Source organism: Cellulomonas sp. IC4_254, from assembly GCF_011603975.1.
Classification (GTDB): domain Bacteria; phylum Actinomycetota; class Actinomycetes; order Actinomycetales; family Cellulomonadaceae; genus Cellulomonas.
In genome coordinates, this window is the sequence record NZ_JAANNB010000048.1 from 1 (window position 1) to 20,351 (window position 20,351).

At 71.4% G+C, this 20,351-nt stretch carries 12 protein-coding genes; all 12 read left to right on the forward strand.

Annotated elements, in window-relative coordinates; all coding sequences use genetic code 11:
• On the forward strand, nucleotides 1-1,229 hold a 1,229-nt coding region (locus G6556_RS07035), incomplete at its 5' end, for a M15 family metallopeptidase (protein WP_205693147.1).
• 114 nt (nucleotides 1,230-1,343) lie between these two features.
• Nucleotides 1,344-1,784, forward strand: coding sequence for an OsmC family protein (locus tag G6556_RS07040; protein ID WP_166939826.1), 441 nt, complete (start codon nucleotides 1,344-1,346; stop codon nucleotides 1,782-1,784).
• 203 nt (nucleotides 1,785-1,987) lie between these two features.
• A complete protein-coding gene (locus tag G6556_RS07045) occupies nucleotides 1,988-4,858 on the forward strand; it encodes an FAD-binding and (Fe-S)-binding domain-containing protein (RefSeq protein ID WP_205693148.1) in 2,871 nt (956 codons plus the stop codon).
• Nucleotides 4,859-5,134: 276 nt separating this feature from the next.
• A complete protein-coding gene (rplJ, locus tag G6556_RS07050; RefSeq protein WP_166939830.1) occupies nucleotides 5,135-5,665 on the forward strand; it encodes a 50S ribosomal protein L10 in 531 nt (176 codons plus the stop codon).
• An 81-nt stretch (nucleotides 5,666-5,746) separates the two neighbouring features.
• Complete coding sequence (gene rplL / locus G6556_RS07055; RefSeq protein ID WP_166939832.1) at nucleotides 5,747-6,139, forward strand: 50S ribosomal protein L7/L12; 393 nt, start codon at nucleotides 5,747-5,749, stop codon at nucleotides 6,137-6,139.
• A gap of 582 nt (nucleotides 6,140-6,721) precedes the next feature.
• Nucleotides 6,722-10,228: a DNA-directed RNA polymerase subunit beta gene (rpoB, locus tag G6556_RS07060; protein WP_166939834.1), complete on the forward strand. Its 3,507-nt coding sequence runs from the start codon at nucleotides 6,722-6,724 to the stop codon at nucleotides 10,226-10,228.
• A gap of 118 nt (nucleotides 10,229-10,346) precedes the next feature.
• The gene (locus tag G6556_RS07065; protein ID WP_166939836.1) at nucleotides 10,347-14,216 is read left to right on the forward strand and encodes a DNA-directed RNA polymerase subunit beta'; all 3,870 of its coding nucleotides are present in this window, start codon (nucleotides 10,347-10,349) and stop codon (nucleotides 14,214-14,216) included.
• Between the two features lie 443 nt (nucleotides 14,217-14,659).
• On the forward strand, nucleotides 14,660-15,028 hold the full coding sequence (gene rpsL, locus G6556_RS07070; protein ID WP_147794366.1) for a 30S ribosomal protein S12: 369 nt from the start codon (nucleotides 14,660-14,662) through the stop codon (nucleotides 15,026-15,028).
• A gap of 4 nt (nucleotides 15,029-15,032) precedes the next feature.
• Nucleotides 15,033-15,503: a 30S ribosomal protein S7 gene (rpsG, locus tag G6556_RS07075; RefSeq protein WP_122147699.1), complete on the forward strand. Its 471-nt coding sequence runs from the start codon at nucleotides 15,033-15,035 to the stop codon at nucleotides 15,501-15,503.
• A 42-nt stretch (nucleotides 15,504-15,545) separates the two neighbouring features.
• Entirely contained in the window at nucleotides 15,546-17,663 is a 2,118-nt protein-coding gene (gene fusA, locus G6556_RS07080) for an elongation factor G (protein WP_166939838.1), read from the forward strand.
• A gap of 121 nt (nucleotides 17,664-17,784) precedes the next feature.
• The gene (tuf, locus tag G6556_RS07085) at nucleotides 17,785-18,975 is read left to right on the forward strand and encodes an elongation factor Tu (RefSeq protein WP_166939840.1); all 1,191 of its coding nucleotides are present in this window, start codon (nucleotides 17,785-17,787) and stop codon (nucleotides 18,973-18,975) included.
• 339 nt (nucleotides 18,976-19,314) lie between these two features.
• The gene (locus tag G6556_RS07090; RefSeq protein ID WP_166939842.1) at nucleotides 19,315-20,265 is read left to right on the forward strand and encodes a type IV toxin-antitoxin system AbiEi family antitoxin domain-containing protein; all 951 of its coding nucleotides are present in this window, start codon (nucleotides 19,315-19,317) and stop codon (nucleotides 20,263-20,265) included.
• Nucleotides 20,266-20,351 lie beyond the last annotated feature (86 nt).

Consider the following 20,351-nt stretch of genomic DNA (forward strand, 5'->3'; position numbering starts at 1 on the left):
GCGTCCCGGTCGCGACGCTCGCCGGCGCGGACGCCCCGAACCGCGCCGAGCGCCGCCGGCACCGCCCCCCGCGCCGGTCCGCGGCCCGCATGGCGCAGGGCGCCGTGGCCGTGGGCCTGGCCCTCGGCGTCGGCGGGTTCGCCATCGCCCCGGCCGCCGTGGGCGGGGCGTCCCTCGGTGCCGCCGGTGCGGCGGACGACGCCCGGCCGACCCCGTCGCCGAGCGCGAGCGAGGCCGCCTCGACGCTCACCCCGGAGGTCGTCCAGGAGCGCGGCGCCGCCGTCGTCTCCGCCGCCAGCACCGTCCAGGCGGCGGGCAACGCCAAGGCCGACGCCATCGCCGCGTCCGTCCCGGCCGACGCCACCGCGGCGCTCGACACCGCGGTCGCCGAGCTGGACACCCTCATCACGGCGACCCAGGCGGAGCAGCCCGCGCTCAGCGCGCTGCAGCCGGCGACCGGCGCCACCCCCGCCCCGGTGCTGTCCGGCGACGCGCTCGCGCAGGCCGTCGAGCAGGCGGGGTCGTCGGCGCTCGCCGACGCCGCTGCCGCCGGCGGCGCCGTGTCGACGTCGGACGACGACACCGCCTCGGACGCCGCGGCCACCGCCTCGCCGTCGGCGCTGCCGACGGACGCTGCCGCGACGGCCGGCGCCACCGCCGACCCCGCCGAGGAGGCCGACCCCACCGCGGTCCGCCTCGCCGCGGCGCGCGACCGGGTCGCGACCCTGACCGCCGAGCTGCAGACCGTCACCCAGCAGGCGCAGGAGGCGGCCGCGGCCGCCGCTGCCGCCGCCGAGGCCGCCCGCAAGGAGGCCCAGCGGACGTCGCTCGAGGGCTACGCCAACGGCAAGATCCCGTCCTCGGCGCTGTGCGAGCTCGACTTCGCCCCGGGCCAGGAGCTGCGCTGCGACGCCGCCGAGGCGCTGGAGCAGCTGAACGTCGCCTTCACCCAGGCGTTCGGCACCCCCCTGGCGATCACCGACTCGTACCGGTCCTACGGCCAGCAGGTCGCGTGCCGGGCGCAGAAGGGCAACCTGTGCGCCACGCCGGGCACGTCGAACCACGGCGGCGGCGTCGCGGTCGACCTCGGCGGCAACGCCTACTCGTTCGGCACCGACCAGCACGACTGGATGCTGGCGCACGCCGAGGAGTACGGCTGGACGCTGCCCGACTGGGCGCGTTCGACCGGCTCGAAGCCGGAGCCGTGGCACTGGGAGTACGTGGGCTGACGCCCTGGCGGCCGCGCCGGCGGACGCGGGGTGCGTCGCCGGTCGCGGCGACCTACGGTGAGCAGCGCGGGGGTCGACCGGCCGCCGACGCCACCACTCGTGAGGAGCCTCGACATGCCCACTCGCACCGCACGCACCGCCTGGAACGGCACCCTCAACGAGGGCGGCGGCCAGGTGGAGCTCAGCAGCTCGAAGGTCGGCACCTACGACGTGTCGTTCCCGAAGCGCGCGGCCGACGAGGCCGGCGGCACCACCAGCCCCGAGGAGCTGATCGCGGCGGCGCACTCGTCCTGCTACGCGATGCAGCTGTCCGCGCTGATCGGCGAGGCGGGCGGCACGCCCGAGTCCCTCGAGGTCTCCGCCGACGTGACGCTGAGCCCCGACCCGGCGGGCGGCTTCCGCATCAGCGGGATCGCCCTGACGGTCCGCGGCGAGGTCTCCGGCCTGGACGAGGCCGGCTTCCTCAAGGCCGCGCAGGACGCGAAGGCCACCTGCCCGGTCAGCAAGGCGCTCACCGGCACCGAGATCACGCTGGACGCCGCGCTCGAGTCCTGACCGCCGCGCACCGACGCCCCCGTCGCCCTCCGGGCCGGCGGGGGCGTCGTCGTGCCGGCCGCGGCCGTCCGGGGCCTGGACGGCGGGCCGCCCCGCGCCCGGGCGGGTGGAACACTGACCGCGTGCCGACCGCCACGTCCCTCCCCCCGGGCGCCGACCCCCGCACGCCGCAGGGCCCCGACGCCGCCGAGCTCGTCCGCGCGCTGCGCGCCGCCGTCGGGGGAGCGGTGGACGACTCCGCCCGCCGCCGCGCCGAGTACTCCACCGACGCGTCCAACTACCGCGTCGTCCCCTCCGTCGTGGTCTTCCCGCGCGACGTCGACGACGCCCTGGCCGCGCTCGACGTCGCCCGCGGCCTCGGCGCCCCGGTGACCTCCCGCGGCGGCGGCACGTCGGTGGCGGGCAACGCCGTCGGCACCGGGGTGGTGCTCGACTGGTCGCGGCACGTGAACCGGGTGCTCGACGTCGACCCGGCGACCCGGACCGCCCGCGTCGAGCCCGGCGTCGTCATGGCGATGCTCCAGAAGGCGGCCGCGCCGCACCGGCTGCGGTTCGGCCCCGACCCGTCCACGCAGGCGCGCGCCACCCTCGGCGGGATGATCGGCAACAACGCCTGCGGCCCCCGCGCGGTGGCGTACGGGCGGACCGCCGACAACGTCCTGGAGCTCGACGTCGTGGACGGCCGAGGCCGGCGGTTCACCGCGGGCCGGGGGCTCGAGCCGGTCGACGGCCTGGACGCTCTCGTGCGCGCCGAGATGGCGACCCTGCGCACCGAGCTCGGCCGGTTCGGGCGCCAGGTGTCCGGCTATTCGCTGGAGCACCTGCTGCCCGAGAACGGCGCCGACCTCGCGAAGGCGCTCGTCGGCACCGAGGGCACCGTCGTCACGCTGCTCGGCGCGACCGTCCGCCTGGTGCCGGTGTCGGCGGCCCCGGTGCTGGTCGTGCTCGGCTACCCCGACATGGCGACGGCGGCCGACGCGGTCCCCGCGCTGCTCGCGCACCGGCCGCTGGCGATCGAGGGCATGGACGCCCGGCTGGTCGACGTCGTGCGCCGGGTCAAGGGCGCCGCCGCCGTGCCGCCGCTGCCCGAGGGCGCCGGGTGGCTCATGTGCGAGGTGGGCGGCGACACGCTCGACGAGGCGCTGGAGCGCGCGCACGCGCTGGCGGCCGACGCCGGCACCCGCGCGGTCGGCGTGTTCCCGCCCGGGCCGGAGGCCGCCGCGATGTGGCGCATCCGCGAGGACGGCGCGGGCCTCGGCGGCCGGACGCCGTCGGGGGAGCAGGCGTGGCCCGGCTTCGAGGACTCCGCGGTCCCGCCCGAGCGGCTCGGCGCCTACCTGCGCGAGCTGGAGGCGCTGATGGCGCGGCACGGCGTCGACGGCCTGGCGTACGGCCACTTCGGCGACGGCTGCGTGCACCTGCGGCTCGACGTCCCCATGGAGCGGTCCGGCGACCCGATGCGGGCGTTCATGACCGACGCCGCGCACCTCGTGGCCTCGCACGGCGGGTCGTTGTCCGGCGAGCACGGCGACGGCCGCGCCCGCTCCGAGCTGCTGCCGGTCATGTACTCCGAGAAGGCGATCGGCGCGTTCGAGGCGTTCAAGGCGCTGCTCGACCCGGACGACCTGCTCAACCCGGGCGTGCTCGTCCGGCCGCGCCCGCTCGACGCCGACCTGCGCCGCCCGCACGCGCGGCCGATCCCCGCGGGCCACGGCGGGTTCGCGTTCGGCCACGACCACGGCGACTTCACCACCGCCGTGCACCGGTGCGTCGGCGTCGGCAAGTGCCGCGCGGACTCGTCGGCGGCCGGCGGGTTCATGTGCCCGTCGTACCTGGCGACGAAGGACGAGAAGGACTCCACCCGCGGCCGCGCGCGGGTGCTGCAGGAGATGGCGAACGGCACGCTGGTGTCCCGCGGCTGGTCCTCGCCCGAGGTGCACGACGTCCTGGACCTGTGCCTGTCCTGCAAGGCGTGCTCCTCGGACTGCCCGGCCGGCGTCGACATGGCGCAGTACAAGGCGGAGGTGCTGCACCGCACCTACCGCGGCCGGCTGCGCCCGGTGAACCACTACGCGCTCGGGTGGCTGCCGCGGTGGACCCGGCTCGTCACCGGCGTGCCCGGGCTCGCACGGCTCGCCAACGCCGCGCTGGGCGTGCGGCCGCTGGCGAAGGTCGTGCTGAAGCTCGGCGGCATGGACACCCGCCGGAAGATGGTCTCGTTCGCGCCGGCGCCGTTCCGGACCCGGGTGCGCCGCGGCGAGGTCGAGGCGCGGCCCGGGGCGGCGCCGACGTCCCAGGGGGCCGGGGCGCTGTCCGTCACCGGCACCTCCGGTCGCCCGCCGGTGCTGCTGTGGACCGACTCGTTCAGCGACAGCCTGGCGCCGTCCGTGCCCGTCGCCGCCGTGCGGGTGCTCCGCGCGGCGGGCTACGAGGTGCTCGTCCCCGAGCACGACGCCTGCTGCGGGCTCACCTGGATCTCGACCGGCCAGCTCGACGGCGCGCGCAAGCGGCTCACGCACCTGCTCGAGGTCCTCGGCCCGTACGCGGTGAACGGCGTGCCGATCGTCGGGCTCGAGCCGTCCTGCACCGCGGTGCTGCGCTCCGACCTGCTCGACCTGCTGCCGGACGACCCGCGCGCGGTGGCCGTCGCCCGCGCCACCCGCACGCTCGCCGAGCTGCTCACCGCGCCCGCGCCGATCGGGCCGGGGAACCGGTGGCAGCTGCCGGACCTGTCGGACGTCACCGCGGTCGTGCAGCCGCACTGCCACCACCACAGCGTGATGACGTACACGGCGGACCGCACCCTGCTCACGGAGGCCGGCGCGTCGTTCTCGGAGCTCGCCGGCTGCTGCGGGCTCGCGGGCAACTTCGGCATGGAGGCCGGGCACTACGACGTGTCGGTGCAGGTCGCCGAGCGCGCGCTGCTGCCGGCGTTGCGCGCGGCCGCCCCGGGCGACGTGCTCCTCGCCGACGGGTACTCGTGCCGCACCCAGGCCGACCAGCTCGCGGACGTGCAGGGCGTGCACCTGGCCGAGCTCCTCGCGGCGCACCTCCCGCCGGCGGCGCAGGACTGAGGGTGCGGGCAGCGGATTTGGGCTACGGCTGCGCGTGCCGTACTCTGGTCGCTGCCCAAGACCGCAGGTCGTCGGCCCCCGTGCTCTCCCCGCCTCCGTGGGGTGCGTGCGAGAGCCGCCCGAAGTCCCGCTCACGCGGAGGCCCGCGCAGGTGATCGAAGTTCGATGGTGATGCGCGCGAGCGCGTCGACTGCGAGCCCCGGCGCCTGCGCCGGGGCTCTTTCCGTGCCGGGGCCGAGGACGACGCCCGGCGGCACCACCATCGGAAGGATTGCCATGGCGAGGCCGGACAAGGCAGCCGCAGTCGCCGAGCTCACGGACCAGTTCCGCGACTCGAACGCTGCCGTGCTGACCGAGTACCGCGGGCTCACCGTCGCGCAGCTCAAGCAGCTGCGCCGGTCGCTGAGCGGCAACGCGAACTACGCCGTGGTGAAGAACACGCTGACCGCGATCGCGGCCAAGGAAGCCGGCATCGAGGGGATCGCCGACGAGCTCAAGGGCCCGTCCGCCATCGCCTTCGTCACCGGTGACCCGGTCGAGGCCGCCAAGGGTCTGCGTGACTTCGCCAAGGCGAACCCCGCGCTGGTCATCAAGGGTGGTGTCCTCGACGGGCGCGCCCTGACCGCCGCGGACATCACCAAGCTCGCGGACCTCGAGTCCCGCGAGGTCCTGCTGGCCAAGGCGGCCGGTGCGATGAAGGCCAAGCTGTTCCAGACGGCTTACCTCTTCACCGCGCCCGCCTCGAAGGCCGTGCGCACCGTCGAGGCGCTCCGCGCCCAGCAGGAGACCGCCGACACCGCTGCCTGAGCCACCCCGGCTCACGCGCTCCCCACACTGCCCCGCACGGTCGACCCGACCGGCGAGGACCGAACGGAAGGAACCGCCATCATGGCGAAGCTCACCACCGACGAGCTCATCGAGCAGTTCAAGGGCCTCACCCTCATCGAGCTCTCCGAGTTCGTGAAGGCGTTCGAGGACGTCTTCGAGGTCACCGCTGCGGCCCCGGCCGCCGTGGCCGTCGCCCCCGCCGCCGGCGGTGCCGGTGGCGAGGCCGCCGCCGAGGAGGAGAAGGACGAGTTCGACGTCATCCTCGAGGCCGCCGGCGACAAGAAGATCCAGGTCATCAAGGAGGTGCGCGGCCTCACCTCGCTCGGTCTGAAGGAGGCCAAGGACCTCGTCGACGGCGCGCCGAAGCCGGTCCTGGAGAACGTCAACAAGGAGACCGCGGACAAGGCCAAGGCCGCCCTCGAGGGCGCCGGCGCCACCGTCACCCTCAAGTGACCCGCTCCGGGTCCGGCGCGCTCGCGCGCTGACACCCGGGTCGCCTCGCGCGCAGGCCCGCGCCCCCTCGGGGGTGCGGGCCTTCGCCGTCCCCGGGGGCGCCCCTGCCCGGCCCCGCTCGGTGCGTCCCGCCCGCTCCGCGTGCGCCGGGCGCGCGTCCCGGGCGGTGCGTTCGGAGGCTCCCACAGGGCAGGGAGGCGCTCGCCCGATCTCGTGGTGCACCCCGCGCCACCACGACGACCGCTGGGAGCCTCCGAACGCGGGAAGCACGGAGCGCGAGAGCCCGGGAGCGGAATGCGCGCGGGGGAGCGGGTGTTGCAGACCCCGGAGGCACGACGGCGTGCCCCCCGGCCGGACGACGCCGGCGCCGCCACCTGGTGTGGCGCACGCCCCATACCACGGCGTGTGGACATGGCGCCACGTCTGTACTACGCTAGCGCTTTGCGCTGGCCTGTGCCCGCGACCCCGTATAACCCGCGCCCGACGGCATCGTAGTACGCGATGCCCGCAGGGCCTGTGGCCGGGGGGTCGCGAACCGCCGGGCCCGTCGCAGGGAACTCGATCTGCTGGGAAGGACCCCTCTTGGCTGCCTCGCGCACCTCCTCCGCAACGTCCGAAGCCATCGCGAACCGCACCATCTCCCGCCGCGTCTCGTTCGCCCGGATCGACGAGCCCCTCGAGGTCCCGGACCTCCTCGGGCTCCAGACGGAGAGCTTCGACTGGCTGCTCGGCAACGAGAAGTGGCAGGCCCGCGTCGCCGCCGCTCTCGAGAACGGCCGGCAGGACGTCCCGGAGACCGCTGGACTGGAGGAGATCTTCGAGGAGATCTCCCCCATCGAGGACTTCGGCGGCACCATGTCGCTGTCGTTCCGCGAGCACCGTTTCGAGCCGCCGAAGTACACGGCCGACGAGTGCAAGGAGAAGGACTTCACCTACGCGGCGCCGCTGTTCGTGACCGCGGAGTTCGTGAACTACACCACCGGTGAGATCAAGAGCCAGACGGTCTTCATGGGCGACTTCCCGCTCATGAGCGAGCGCGGCACCTTCATCATCAACGGCACCGAGCGCGTCGTCGTCTCGCAGCTCGTCCGCTCCCCGGGCGTGTACTTCGAGCGCGCCGCCGACAAGACGTCCGACAAGGACATCTTCTCGGTCAAGATGATCCCGAGCCGCGGTGCGTGGCTGGAGTTCGAGATCGACAAGCGCGACAACGTCGGCGTCCGCGTCGACCGCAAGCGCAAGCAGAACGCCACCGTGCTGCTCAAGGCCCTCGGCATGACCGAGTCGGAGATCCGCGAGGAGTTCGCGCAGTTCCCGGCCGTCATCGACACCCTGGAGAAGGACCACGTCCAGACCCAGGACGAGGCGCTGCTCGACCTCTACCGCAAGATCCGCCCGGGCGAGCCGCCGACCGTCGAGGCCGGCCGCGCGCTGATCGAGAACTTCTACTTCAACCCGAAGCGCTACGACCTGGCGAAGGTCGGCCGCTACAAGCTGAACAAGAAGCTCGGCATCGACGTCCCGCTGGCGGACTCCGTGCTGTCGCGCGACGACATCGTCGCCGCGATCAAGTACATGGCTGCGCTGCACGCCGACGTCGCGACCCTGCCGGGCACGCGCAACGGCGAGGCGATCGAGGTCCGCGTCGAGACCGACGACATCGACCACTTCGGCAACCGCCGCATCCGCGCCGTGGGCGAGCTCATCCAGAACCAGGTCCGCACCGGCCTGTCCCGGATGGAGCGCGTCGTGCGCGAGCGCATGACGACCCAGGACGTCGAGGCGATCACGCCGCAGACCCTGATCAACATCCGCCCGGTGGTGGCGTCGATCAAGGAGTTCTTCGGCACCTCCCAGCTGTCGCAGTTCATGGACCAGAACAACCCGCTCGCCGGCCTGACGCACAAGCGTCGTCTGTCCGCGCTGGGCCCGGGTGGTCTGTCCCGCGACCGCGCCGGCATGGAGGTCCGTGACGTCCACCCGTCGCACTACGGCCGCATGTGCCCGATCGAGACCCCTGAGGGCCCGAACATCGGCCTCATCGGCTCGCTCGCGACGTTCGGGCGGATCAACCCGTTCGGCTTCGTCGAGACCCCGTACCGCAAGGTCGAGTTCGGCGTCGTGACGGACGAGGTGCACTACCTCACCGCCGACGACGAGGACCGCTACGTCATCGCCCAGGCCAACGCGGCGGTCGACGCGAACGGCAAGTTCGCCGACGACACCGTGCTGGTCCGCGTCAAGGGTGGCGACACCGAGGACGTCCCGGCCGAGACGGTCGACTACATGGACGTCTCGCCGCGCCAGATGGTGTCGGTCGCGACGGCCCTGATCCCGTTCCTCGAGCACGACGACGCCAACCGCGCGCTCATGGGCGCGAACATGCAGCGCCAGGCCGTGCCGCTGGTCCGCTCCGAGGCGCCGCTGGTCGGCACCGGCATGGAGTGGCGCGCGGCGGTCGACGCCGGCGACGTCATCGTGGCGAGCAAGCCCGGTGTGGTCACCGAGGTGTCGGCGGACCTGATCACGGTCGCGAACGACGACGCGACGACGAGCACCTACCGCGTGGCGAAGTTCCGCCGCTCGAACCAGGGCACGTCGTACAACCAGCGCGTGCTGGTCGACCAGGGCGCCCGCGTCGAGGTCGGCTCCGTGCTGGCGGACGGCCCGGCGACGGACGAGGGCGAGCTGTCCCTCGGCCGCAACCTGCTGGTCGCGTTCATGTCGTGGGAGGGCCACAACTACGAGGACGCGATCATCCTGTCGCAGCGCCTCGTGCAGGACGACGTCCTGTCCTCGATCCACATCGAGGAGCACGAGGTCGACGCCCGCGACACCAAGCTCGGCCCGGAGGAGATCACGCGGGACATCCCGAACGTCTCCGAGGACGTGCTGGCGGACCTGGACGAGCGCGGCATCATCCGCATCGGCGCCGAGGTCTCCGCGGGCGACGTGCTGGTCGGCAAGGTCACCCCGAAGGGCGAGACCGAGCTGACCCCGGAGGAGCGCCTGCTGCGCGCGATCTTCGGCGAGAAGGCCCGCGAGGTCCGCGACACGTCCCTCAAGGTGCCGCACGGCGAGTCCGGCACGGTCATCGAGGTGCGCACGTTCAACCGCGAGGACGGCGACGAGCTGCCCGCCGGCGTGAACGAGCTGGTCCGGGTGTACATCGCCCAGCGCCGCAAGATCACGGACGGCGACAAGCTCGCCGGCCGGCACGGCAACAAGGGCGTCATCTCGAAGATCCTGCCCGTCGAGGACATGCCGTTCCTCCCGGACGGCACCGCGGTGGACATCGTCCTGAACCCGATGGGTGTCCCGGGGCGCATGAACGTCGGCCAGGTGCTGGAGGTCCACCTCGGGTGGATCGCCAAGCAGGGCTGGAACGTCGAGCTGGCCGAGGGCGACCTGTCCTGGATCGACGAGGTCCCGGAGATCGCCAAGTCGTCGCAGCCGGGTGTCCCGGTCGCGACGCCGGTGTTCGACGGCGTGCCGGAGGAGACCCTCACCGGTCTGCTCGGCGCCACGCTGCCGAACCGCGACGGCGAGCGCATGGTCGGCGTGGACGGCAAGGCGCGGCTGTTCGACGGCCGCTCCGGCGAGCCGTTCCCGGACCCGGTGGCCGTGGGCTACATGTACATCCTCAAGCTGCACCACCTCGTGGACGACAAGATCCACGCCCGGTCGACCGGCCCGTACTCGATGATCACGCAGCAGCCGCTGGGTGGTAAGGCGCAGTTCGGCGGCCAGCGGTTCGGCGAGATGGAGGTGTGGGCCCTCGAGGCGTACGGCGCGGCCTACACGCTGCAGGAGCTCCTGACCATCAAGTCGGACGACATCCCGGGCCGCGTGAAGGTGTACGAGGCCATCGTCAAGGGTGAGAACATCCCCGACTCGGGCATCCCGGAGTCCTTCAAGGTCCTCCTCAAGGAGATGCAGTCCCTCTGCCTGAACGTGGAGGTGCTGTCCTCCGACGGCGTGTCCATCGACATGCGGGAGAACGACGACGAGGTGTACCGCGCCGCCGAGGAGCTGGGCATCGACCTCTCGCGCCGCCCGAACGCCGCGAGCACCGTCGACGAGATCTGACGCCGAGCGTCCGCCGGCCCCCTCACCGGGGCCGGCGGGCCGCCCGCACCCCTTGCAGCATCTCCATTCCGCCGGAAGAGGCGCCCAGCGCCCCGGCATGCGAAGGAAGTAGGACCCCTTGCTCGACGTCAACGTCTTCGACGAGCTGCGCATCGGCCTGGCCACGGCCGACGACATCCGGACCTGGTCGCACGGCGAGGTCAAGAAGCCCGAGACCATCAACTACCGCACCCTGAAGCCGGAGAAGGACGGGCTCTTCTGCGAGAAGATCTTCGGCCCCACCCGGGACTGGGAGTGCTACTGCGGCAAGTACAAGCGCGTGCGCTTCAAGGGCATCATCTGCGAGCGCTGCGGCGTCGAGGTGACCCGGTCCAAGGTGCGTCGTGAGCGCATGGGCCACATCGAGCTGGCCGCGCCGGTCACGCACATCTGGTTCTTCAAGGGCGTGCCCTCGCGCCTCGGCTACCTGCTCGACCTCGCCCCGAAGGACCTCGAGAAGGTCATCTACTTCGCGGCGTACATGATCACGTGGGTCGACACGGACGGTCGCCAGGAGGACCTCCCGAACCTCCAGAACGAGATCGACCTGGAGCGCAAGGAGATCGCGGACCGCCGCGACAACGACATCAACACCCGTGCGTCGAAGCTCGAGGCCGACCTGGCCGAGCTCGAGGCCGAGGGTGCCAAGGCCGACGCGCGCCGCAAGGTCCGCGACTCGGCCGAGCGCGAGATGGCGCAGATCCGCAAGCGCGCGGACGCCGAGATCGAGCGCCTGGACACCATCTGGGACAAGTTCAAGAACCTCAAGGTCGCCGACCTCGAGGGCGACGAGCTGCTCTACCGCCAGCTGCAGGACCGCTACGGCAACTACTTCGAGGGCTCGATGGGCGCCGCGGCGATCCAGAAGCGCCTCGAGGCGTTCGACCTGGACGCCGAGGCCGAGAACCTGCGCGAGATCATCCGCACCGGCAAGGGCCAGCGGAAGACCCGTGCGCTCAAGCGCCTCAAGGTCGTCAACGCGTTCCTCACCACGACGAACTCGCCGACCGGCATGGTGCTGGACGCCGTCCCGGTCATCCCGCCGGACCTGCGCCCGATGGTGCAGCTCGACGGTGGCCGGTTCGCCACGTCCGACCTGAACGACCTGTACCGCCGCGTCATCAACCGGAACAACCGCCTCAAGCGGCTCCTGGACCTGGGCGCGCCGGAGATCATCGTCAACAACGAGAAGCGGATGCTCCAGGAGGCCGTGGACTCGCTGTTCGACAACGGCCGCCGCGGCCGCCCCGTCACGGGCCCCGGCAACCGTCCGCTGAAGTCGATCTCCGACATGCTCAAGGGCAAGCAGGGCCGGTTCCGCCAGAACCTGCTCGGCAAGCGCGTCGACTACTCGGGCCGTTCGGTCATCGTCGTCGGCCCGCAGCTCAAGCTGCACCAGTGCGGTCTGCCCAAGCAGATGGCGCTCGAGCTGTTCAAGCCGTTCGTGATGAAGCGCCTGGTCGACCTGAACCACGCGCAGAACATCAAGTCGGCCAAGCGCATGGTCGAGCGCGCGCGCCCGGTCGTGTGGGACGTGCTCGAGGAGGTCATCACCGAGCACCCGGTGCTGCTGAACCGTGCGCCCACGCTGCACCGTCTCGGCATCCAGGCGTTCGAGCCCCAGCTCGTCGAGGGCAAGGCGATCCACCTGCACCCGCTCGTCTGCGGCGCGTTCAACGCCGACTTCGACGGTGACCAGATGGCCGTGCACCTGCCCCTGAGCGCGGAGGCGCAGGCCGAGGCCCGCATCCTCATGCTCTCGAGCAACAACATCCTGAAGCCGTCGGACGGCCGTCCGGTGACCATGCCCTCGCAGGACATGATCATCGGCCTGTTCCACCTGACCTCCGACAAGGAGGACGCGAAGGGTGCCGGCCGGGCGTTCAGCTCGGTGTCCGAGGCGATCATGGCGTTCGACCAGGGCTCGCTGGACCTCAACGCGGTCGTCAAGATCCGCATGGAGGGCCTCGTGTTCGGCCCCGGCCAGGAGCCCGAGGGCTTCTCCGCCGACGAGCCGTTCCTGTTCGAGACCTCGCTCGGCCGGGCGCTGTTCAACGAGCTGCTGCCGGTGGACTACCCGTACGAGAACGGCGTCGTCGACAAGAAGCGCCTCTCCGTGATCGTCAACGACCTCGCGGAGCGGTACCCGAAGGTCGAGGTCGCCGCCTCGCTCGACGCCCTGAAGGAGGCCGGCTTCCGCTGGGCCACCCGCTCGGGCGTGACCATCTCCATCTCGGACGTCGCGGCGCCGACGGCCAAGGCGGAGATCCTCACCGAGCACGAGGCGCGCGCGGCGAAGGTGCAGGGCCAGTACGACAAGGGCCTCATCACCGACGACGAGCGTCGCCAGGAGCTCATCGAGATCTGGACGCAGGCCACCGACAAGGTCGCCAAGGCGATGCAGGAGAACTTCAACGCCCGCAACACCGTGTTCCGGATGGTCGGCTCGGGTGCGCGTGGTAACTGGATGCAGGTCCGTCAGATCGCCGGCATGCGCGGCCTCGTGGCGAACCCGAAGGGCGAGATCATCCCCCGCCCGATCAAGTCCAACTACCGCGAGGGCCTGTCGGTCCTGGAGTACTTCATCGCGACGCACGGCGCCCGCAAGGGTCTGGCGGACACCGCGCTGCGGACCGCCGACTCGGGCTACCTGACCCGTCGTCTGGTGGACGTCTCCCAGGACGTCATCGTCCGCGAGGACGACTGCGGGACCGAGCGCGGCCTGACCATGCCGATCGGCGTGGCCACCGCGGACGGCACGCTGCGCCGGCACGACAAGGTCGAGACCTCGGTCTACGCCCGCACCCTGGCCACCGCCGTCGAGATCGACGGCGAGGTCATCGGGAACTCGGGCGACGACGTGGGCGACGTCCTGCTGGACCGCCTGCTGGCGGCCGGCGTCGAGTCGCTCAAGGTCCGCTCCGTGCTGACCTGCGAGTCGCGCGTCGGCACCTGCGCCCGCTGCTACGGCCGCTCGCTGGCCACCGGCAAGCTGGTGGACATCGGCGAGGCCGTCGGCATCATCGCGGCCCAGTCGATCGGTGAGCCCGGCACGCAGCTGACGATGCGCACCTTCCACACCGGTGGTGTCGCGTCGGCGGAGGACATCACGCAGGGTCTGCCGCGTGTCCAGGAGCTGTTCGAGGCCCGCACCCCCAAGGGTGAGAGCCCCATCGCGGAGTTCTCGGGCCGCATCGCCATCGACGAGGCGGACCGGACGCGGCGCATCGTGCTGACGCCGGACGACGGCTCGGAGGAGATCGCCTACCCGATCACCAAGCGCTCGCGCCTGCTCGTGTCCGACGGCGACCACGTCGAGGTCGGCACGCAACTGGTCCAGGGTGCGGTGGACCCGAAGAAGGTCCTGCGCATCCTCGGCCCGCGCGCCACGCAGAAGCACCTGGTGGACGAGGTCCAGGAGGTCTACAACTCCCAGGGCGTGGACATCCACGACAAGCACATCGAGGTCATCGTGCGGCAGATGCTGCGGCGCGTGACCGTGCTCGACTCGGGTGACACGGACCTGCTGCCGGGCGAGCTGGCCGAGCGCGGCCGGTTCGAGGACGCGAACCGCCGGGCGGTCGCCGAGGGCGGTCAGCCGGCCTCGGGTCGTCCGGAGCTGATGGGTATCACGAAGGCGTCGCTCGCGACCGACTCGTGGCTGTCGGCGGCGTCCTTCCAGGAGACGACCCGCGTCCTCACCGAGGCCGCGATGTCGGGCAGGAGCGACCCGCTGCTGGGCCTGAAGGAGAACGTGATCCTCGGCAAGCTGATCCCCGCCGGTACGGGCCTGCCCCGCTACCACGAGGTGTCGGTGGAGCCCACCGAGGAGGCGAAGGCCGAGCTGTACCCGTCCTTCGGCTACGACGAGATCGACTTCCCCGCCCTGGGCCTCGGCTCGGGCGAGGCGATCCCGCTCGAGGACATCGACTTCGGCGACTACCGCTGATCGACTCCTCACCGGTCCGAGGGGGTCCGGTCGCGCCGCGTGCGTGACCGGGCCCCCTCGGCTCGTCCGGGGGAGCGGGAACACCCGCGACCCCGCCGCTGTTGTGATGGACGTCCCACCAGCCGACCGTCACCAGGTGCTTTGACCCTGGGGTGACGGCCGAGTAACGTGGGACACCGTGCCCGCGCCGTCGGGCTCTCGCGCGCGCTCACGTGGTCACCACGTGCGGCGCCGGGTGGATCGCCCCCACCGCACCCGTCCCCGGACCTCCGGGACCCGGTGTGCGGAGCAGGACGGGGTCGACACGCCCGGGTACGGGGGTCGGGGCGGGACGCAAGACCTCTCGGGGTAGTCGCGCGACGGGCGACGATCCGGACCATTGCCGGCCGTCCAGGGTGACGGGTGCCGGTCAGACCAGACTCAACAACCCAGACGGAGACGTAGTGCCTACGATCCAGCAGCTGGTCCGCAAGGGCCGGCAGGCGAAGACGAACAAGTCGAAGACGCCTGCCCTCAAGGGCAGCCCGCAGCGGCGCGGTGTGTGCACCCGCGTCTACACGACCACCCCCAAGAAGCCGAACTCGGCTCTGCGGAAGGTCGCGCGCGTCAAGCTCTCCTCGGGCATCGAGGTCACCGCGTACATCCCCGGTGAGGGCCACAACCTGCAGGAGCACTCGATCGTGCTCGTGCGCGGCGGTCGTGTGAAGGACCTCCCCGGTGTGCGCTACAAGATCATCCGTGGTGCTCTGGACACCCAGGGCGTGAAGAACCGTAAGCAGGCGCGCAGCCGCTACGGCGCGAAGAAGGGCTGAACCGATGCCTCGTAAGGGTCCCGCCCCCCGCCGGCCGCTGATCGTCGACCCGGTCTACGGCTCGCCGGTCGTCACGCAGCTCATCAACAAGGTCCTCCTCGACGGCAAGAAGTCCGTCGCCGAGGCCATCGTCTACGGCGCGCTCGAGGGCGTCCGCGAGAAGACCCAGGGCGACCCGGTCGTCGTGCTGAAGCGCGCGCTGGACAACGTCCGCCCGTCGCTCGAGGTCCGCTCCCGCCGCGTCGGTGGCGCCACCTACCAGGTCCCGGTCGAGGTCCGCCCCGTCCGCCAGACCACGCTCGCGCTGCGCTGGCTCACGGACTACTCGCGCGCTCGCCGCGAGAAGACCATGACCGAGCGCCTCATGAACGAGATCCTCGACGCCAGCAACGGCCTGGGCGCCGCGGTGAAGCGCCGCGAGGACATGCACAAGATGGCCGAGTCCAACAAGGCGTTCGCCCACTACCGCTGGTAATCCCAGCAGTAGGGCGGACCCCACTACCGAGGGGCTGAACCTGTGGCACTGGACGTGCTCACGGACCTGAACAAGGTCCGGAACATCGGCATCATGGCGCACATCGATGCCGGCAAGACCACGACGACCGAGCGGATCCTGTACTACACGGGCGTCAACTACAAGATCGGCGAGACCCACGACGGCGCGTCGACCACGGACTGGATGGAGCAGGAGCAGGAGCGTGGCATCACGATCACGTCCGCTGCTGTGACGGCCTTCTGGAACAAGGGCAAGTCGAACGAGACGCAGATCAACGTCATCGACACGCCCGGTCACGTGGACTTCACCGTCGAGGTGGAGCGCTCGCTGCGCGTGCTCGACGGCGCGGTCGCGGTGTTCGACGGCAAGGAGGGCGTGGAGCCCCAGTCGGAGACCGTGTGGCGCCAGGCCGACAAGTACGAGGTCCCCCGCATCTGCTTCGTCAACAAGATGGACAAGCTGGGCGCGGACTTCTACTTCACGGTCGACACCATCGTGAACCGCCTCAAGGCCAAGCCGCTGGTCATCCAGCTGCCGATCGGCTCCGAGAACGACTTCATCGGCGTCGTCGACCTGGTCGAGATGCGCGCGCTCGTGTGGCGCGGCGAGACCGAGATGGGCGCGAAGTACGAGATCGAGGAGATCCCGGCCGACCTCCAGGAGCGGGCCGAGCAGTTCCGCAGCGAGCTGCTCGAGGCCGTCGCCGAGACGGACGACGAGCTGCTCGAGAAGTTCCTGGGCGGTGAGGAGCTCACGGTCGCCGAGATCAAGTCCGGCATCCGCAAGCTCACCATCGCGGGCGAGGCGTTCCCGGTCCTGTGCGGCTCGGCGTTCAAGAACAAGGGCGTCCAGCCCATGCTCGACGCCGTCGTCGACTACCTCCCGTCGCCCCTCGACGTCCCGGCCATCCAGGGCCACGACGTCAAGGACGCGGACGTCGTCATCGAGCGGCACCCGGACGCCACCGAGCCGTTCTCGGCCCTGGCGTTCAAGATCGCCGCGCACCCGTTCTTCGGCAAGCTCACCTTCATCCGGGTGTACTCGGGCAAGGTCGTGCAGGGCGCCCAGGTCATGAACTCGACCAAGGGCAAGAAGGAGCGCATCGGGAAGATCTTCCAGATGCACGCCAACAAGGAGAACCCGGTCGACGAGGCCACGGCGGGCCACATCTACGCGTTCATCGGCCTGAAGGACGTCACCACCGGTGACACCCTGTCCGACATGAACGCGCAGGTCATCCTCGAGTCGATGACCTTCCCCGAGCCGGTCATCGACGTGGCCATCGAGCCCAAGACGAAGGCCGACCAGGAGAAGCTCTCGACGGCGATCCAGAAGCTCGCCGAGGAGGACCCGACCTTCCGCGTCCGCCTGGACGAGGAGACCGGCCAGACCGTCATCGGCGGCATGGGCGAGCTCCACCTCGACATCCTCGTCGACCGCATGCGTCGCGAGTTCAAGGTCGAGGCCAACGTCGGCAAGCCGCAGGTGGCCTACCGCGAGACGATCCGCCGCAAGGTGGAGAAGATCGACTACACCCACAAGAAGCAGACGGGTGGCTCGGGCCAGTTCGCGAAGGTCCAGATGACCTTCGAGCCGCTGGAGTCCGAGGACGGCGAGCTGTACGCGTTCGAGAACGCCGTCACCGGTGGTCGCGTCCCGCGTGAGTACATCCCGTCGGTCGACCAGGGCATCCAGAGCGCCATGCAGCTCGGCGTGCTGGCCGGCTTCCCGCTGGTCGGCATTAAGGCCACGCTGCTCGACGGTGCGGCGCACGACGTCGACTCGTCCGAGATGGCGTTCAAGATCGCGGGCTCGATGATCCTCAAGGAGGCCGTCCGCAAGGCGGACCCGGTCCTCCTCGAGCCGGTCATGGCCGTCGAGGTGCGCACGCCCGAGGACTACATGGGCGACGTCATCGGCGACATCAACTCGCGTCGCGGCATGATCCAGTCCATGGAGGACGCGACGGGCGTGAAGGTGATCCGCGCCCAGGTGCCGCTCTCCGAGATGTTCGGCTACGTCGGCGACCTGCGGTCCAAGACCCAGGGTCGTGCGGTGTACTCGATGCAGTTCGACAGCTACGCCGAGGTTCCTCGGAATGTTGCCGACGAGATCATCAAGAAGACCCGGGGCGAGTAGTCCCACAGGTCGAAACCAGAACGACCACCCAACCGACCCGTAGGACCGCACGTCCGCGGGGGGCCGCACGGCCCCCCGCATCGTTCGGCAATCTCTACACCAGAGTCCTGAGGAGGACCCAGTGGGCAAGGCGAAGTTCGAGCGGACCAAGCCGCACGTCAACATCGGGACCATCGGTCACGTCGACCACGGCAAGACGACGCTGACCGCTGCCATCTCGAAGGTGCTGCACGACAAGTACCCCGACCTGAACCCCTTCACGCCGTTCGACGAGATCGACAAGGCGCCGGAGGAGAAGCAGCGCGGTATCACCATCAACATCGCGCACGTCGAGTACCAGACGGAGAAGCGTCACTACGCTCACGTCGACGCGCCGGGTCACGCCGACTACATCAAGAACATGATCACGGGTGCGGCGCAGATGGACGGCGCCATCCTCGTGGTCGCCGCCACCGACGGCCCGATGGCCCAGACGCGTGAGCACGTCCTGCTCGCCCGTCAGGTCGGCGTGCCCTACCTGCTCGTGGCGCTCAACAAGTCCGACATGGTCGACGACGAGGAGATCCTCGAGCTCGTCGAGATGGAGGTCCGCGAGCTGCTGTCGTCGCAGGGCTTCGACGGCGACAACGCGCCCGTCATCCGCGTCTCCGGCCTGAAGGCCCTCGAGGGCGACGCCCAGTGGGTCAAGTCGGTCGAGGACCTGCTGGACGCCGTGGACGAGTCCGTCCCGGAGCCGGTCCGTGACATGGACAAGCCGTTCCTCATGCCGATCGAGGACGTCTTCACCATCACCGGTCGTGGCACCGTCGTCACCGGCAAGGTCGACCGCGGCAAGCTGCAGATCAACTCCGAGGTCGAGATCGTCGGCATCCGCCCGGCGCAGAAGACCACGGTCACCGGCATCGAGATGTTCCACAAGCAGATGGACGAGGCGTGGGCCGGCGAGAACTGCGGCCTCCTGCTCCGTGGCACCAAGCGTGAGGACGTCGAGCGCGGCCAGGTCGTCGTGAAGCCGGGCTCGATCACGCCGCACACCGAGTTCGAGGGTCAGGTCTACATCCTGGCCAAGGACGAGGGCGGGCGTCACAACCCGTTCTACTCGAACTACCGTCCGCAGTTCTACTTCCGGACCACGGACGTCACCGGCGTCATCACGCTGCCCGAGGGCACCGAGATGGTCATGCCCGGCGACAACACGGAGATCTCCGTGACGCTGATCCAGCCCATCGCGATGGAGGAGGGCCTCGGCTTCGCCATCCGCGAGGGTGGCCGCACCGTCGGCTCGGGCCGCGTCACCAAGATCATCAAGTGATCTGACCCCCTCGGGGGACTGATCGACCGGGAGGGCCCGGGTGCTTCGGCACCCGGGCCCTCCTGCATCCCCGGGGTCCCGCGGGCCCAGGGCCAGTGCGCGGTCCTGGGGCTCGCGGGCCCGCGGCTGCCAGCCCGTCGGAGGCTCCCAACGGTTTCGGAGGTGGCCGGGCGACATCGTGGTGCTCCGGGGTGCACCACGGGGTCCCGCGGACACCTCCGGCGCTGTTTGGGCGGCCCGCGCGCTGTCCGCGCGCTGGCCGCGCGGTGCCCGCCCGGTCGGGGAACCCAGGCTGTGGACGAGCGCGGTGGTGGGCCGGTCCGCTGCCAGGGTGGGGGGATGGAGCGACAGATCGGCGATACCCTGGTCGACCTCGTGGACCGGCACCGGGTGGTCACCACGCGGGACGCCGAGCGTGCGGGCGTCCGCGGTGACGCGCTCCGCGCCGCGTGTGCCGCCGGGACGCTCGTCCGGGTGCGGGTGGACGCGTACACGACGGCCCGGCTCTGGGCGCAGCTCGACGGGGCGGGCCGGCATCGGCTGCGGGTCCTGGCGGCCGCCCGGCGCCTGCGCGCTCCCGTGTTCTCGCACGACTCCGCCGCGGCGCTCTGGCGGCTGCCCCGGATCGGCCCGTGGCCGGACGTGGTGCACGTGTCGATCCCGCACGGGGTCGGGAACCGGTCCTCCGCCGGCGTGCGCCGGCACGCGACGCCCGGCCCGGTCACGCACCTGGCGACCGTCGACGGCGTCAGGACGACCGGGGTGGCTCGAACCGTCGTCGACGTGTCCCGGACGTGGCCCTTCGCCGCGGCCCTCGTGGGCGCGGACCACGCCCTCCACGCCGGGTGGACGACGGCGCGCCGGCTGGACGCGGAGCTGGAGGCGGCCGGACGCGGTCGGGGCGTGTGGCACGCGCGCCGGGTCGTCGACGCGGCGTCGGCGGCGTCGGAGTCGGTGGGGGAGTCGCTCAGCCGCGCGCGGATGATCGAGCTGGGCCTGCCGCTGCCGGAGCTCCAGCACCCGGTCGAGGACGCGGACGGGTTGGTGGGCCGGGTGGACTTCTGGTGGGCGGACCTCGGCCTGGTCGGCGAGTTCGACGGGCGGCTCAAGTACCGGGCTGACGGCGTGCGCGACGCGCGAGCGCCCGAGGAGCGGGTCTGGGCGGAGAAGCGTCGCGAGGACCGCTTGCGCGCGCTGGGCCTGCGGGTCGTCCGCTGGACGTGGGACACGGCGCTGGACCCGGCGCGCCTCGGCGCGGCTCTTGCAGCGGTCGGCCTCCACCCGCGGTGACCGCGGGCGCGGAGGGGTTCGGAGGGGTTCGGAGCGGGCCAGGGGCGGGCCCGGCGGGGTTCGGGCGATACCGTGGTGGTCCGCGG

Coding starts and splice junctions, on each gene's coding strand:
- G6556_RS07040 (WP_166939826.1), top strand. CDS start 1,344: ATGCCCACTCGCACCGCACGCACCGCCTGGAACGGCACCCTCAACGAG.
- rplJ (WP_166939830.1), top strand. CDS start 5,135: ATGGCGAGGCCGGACAAGGCAGCCGCAGTCGCCGAGCTCACGGACCAG.
- rplL (WP_166939832.1), top strand. CDS start 5,747: ATGGCGAAGCTCACCACCGACGAGCTCATCGAGCAGTTCAAGGGCCTC.
- rpsG (WP_122147699.1), top strand. CDS start 15,033: ATGCCTCGTAAGGGTCCCGCCCCCCGCCGGCCGCTGATCGTCGACCCG.
- G6556_RS07090 (WP_166939842.1), top strand. CDS start 19,315: ATGGAGCGACAGATCGGCGATACCCTGGTCGACCTCGTGGACCGGCAC.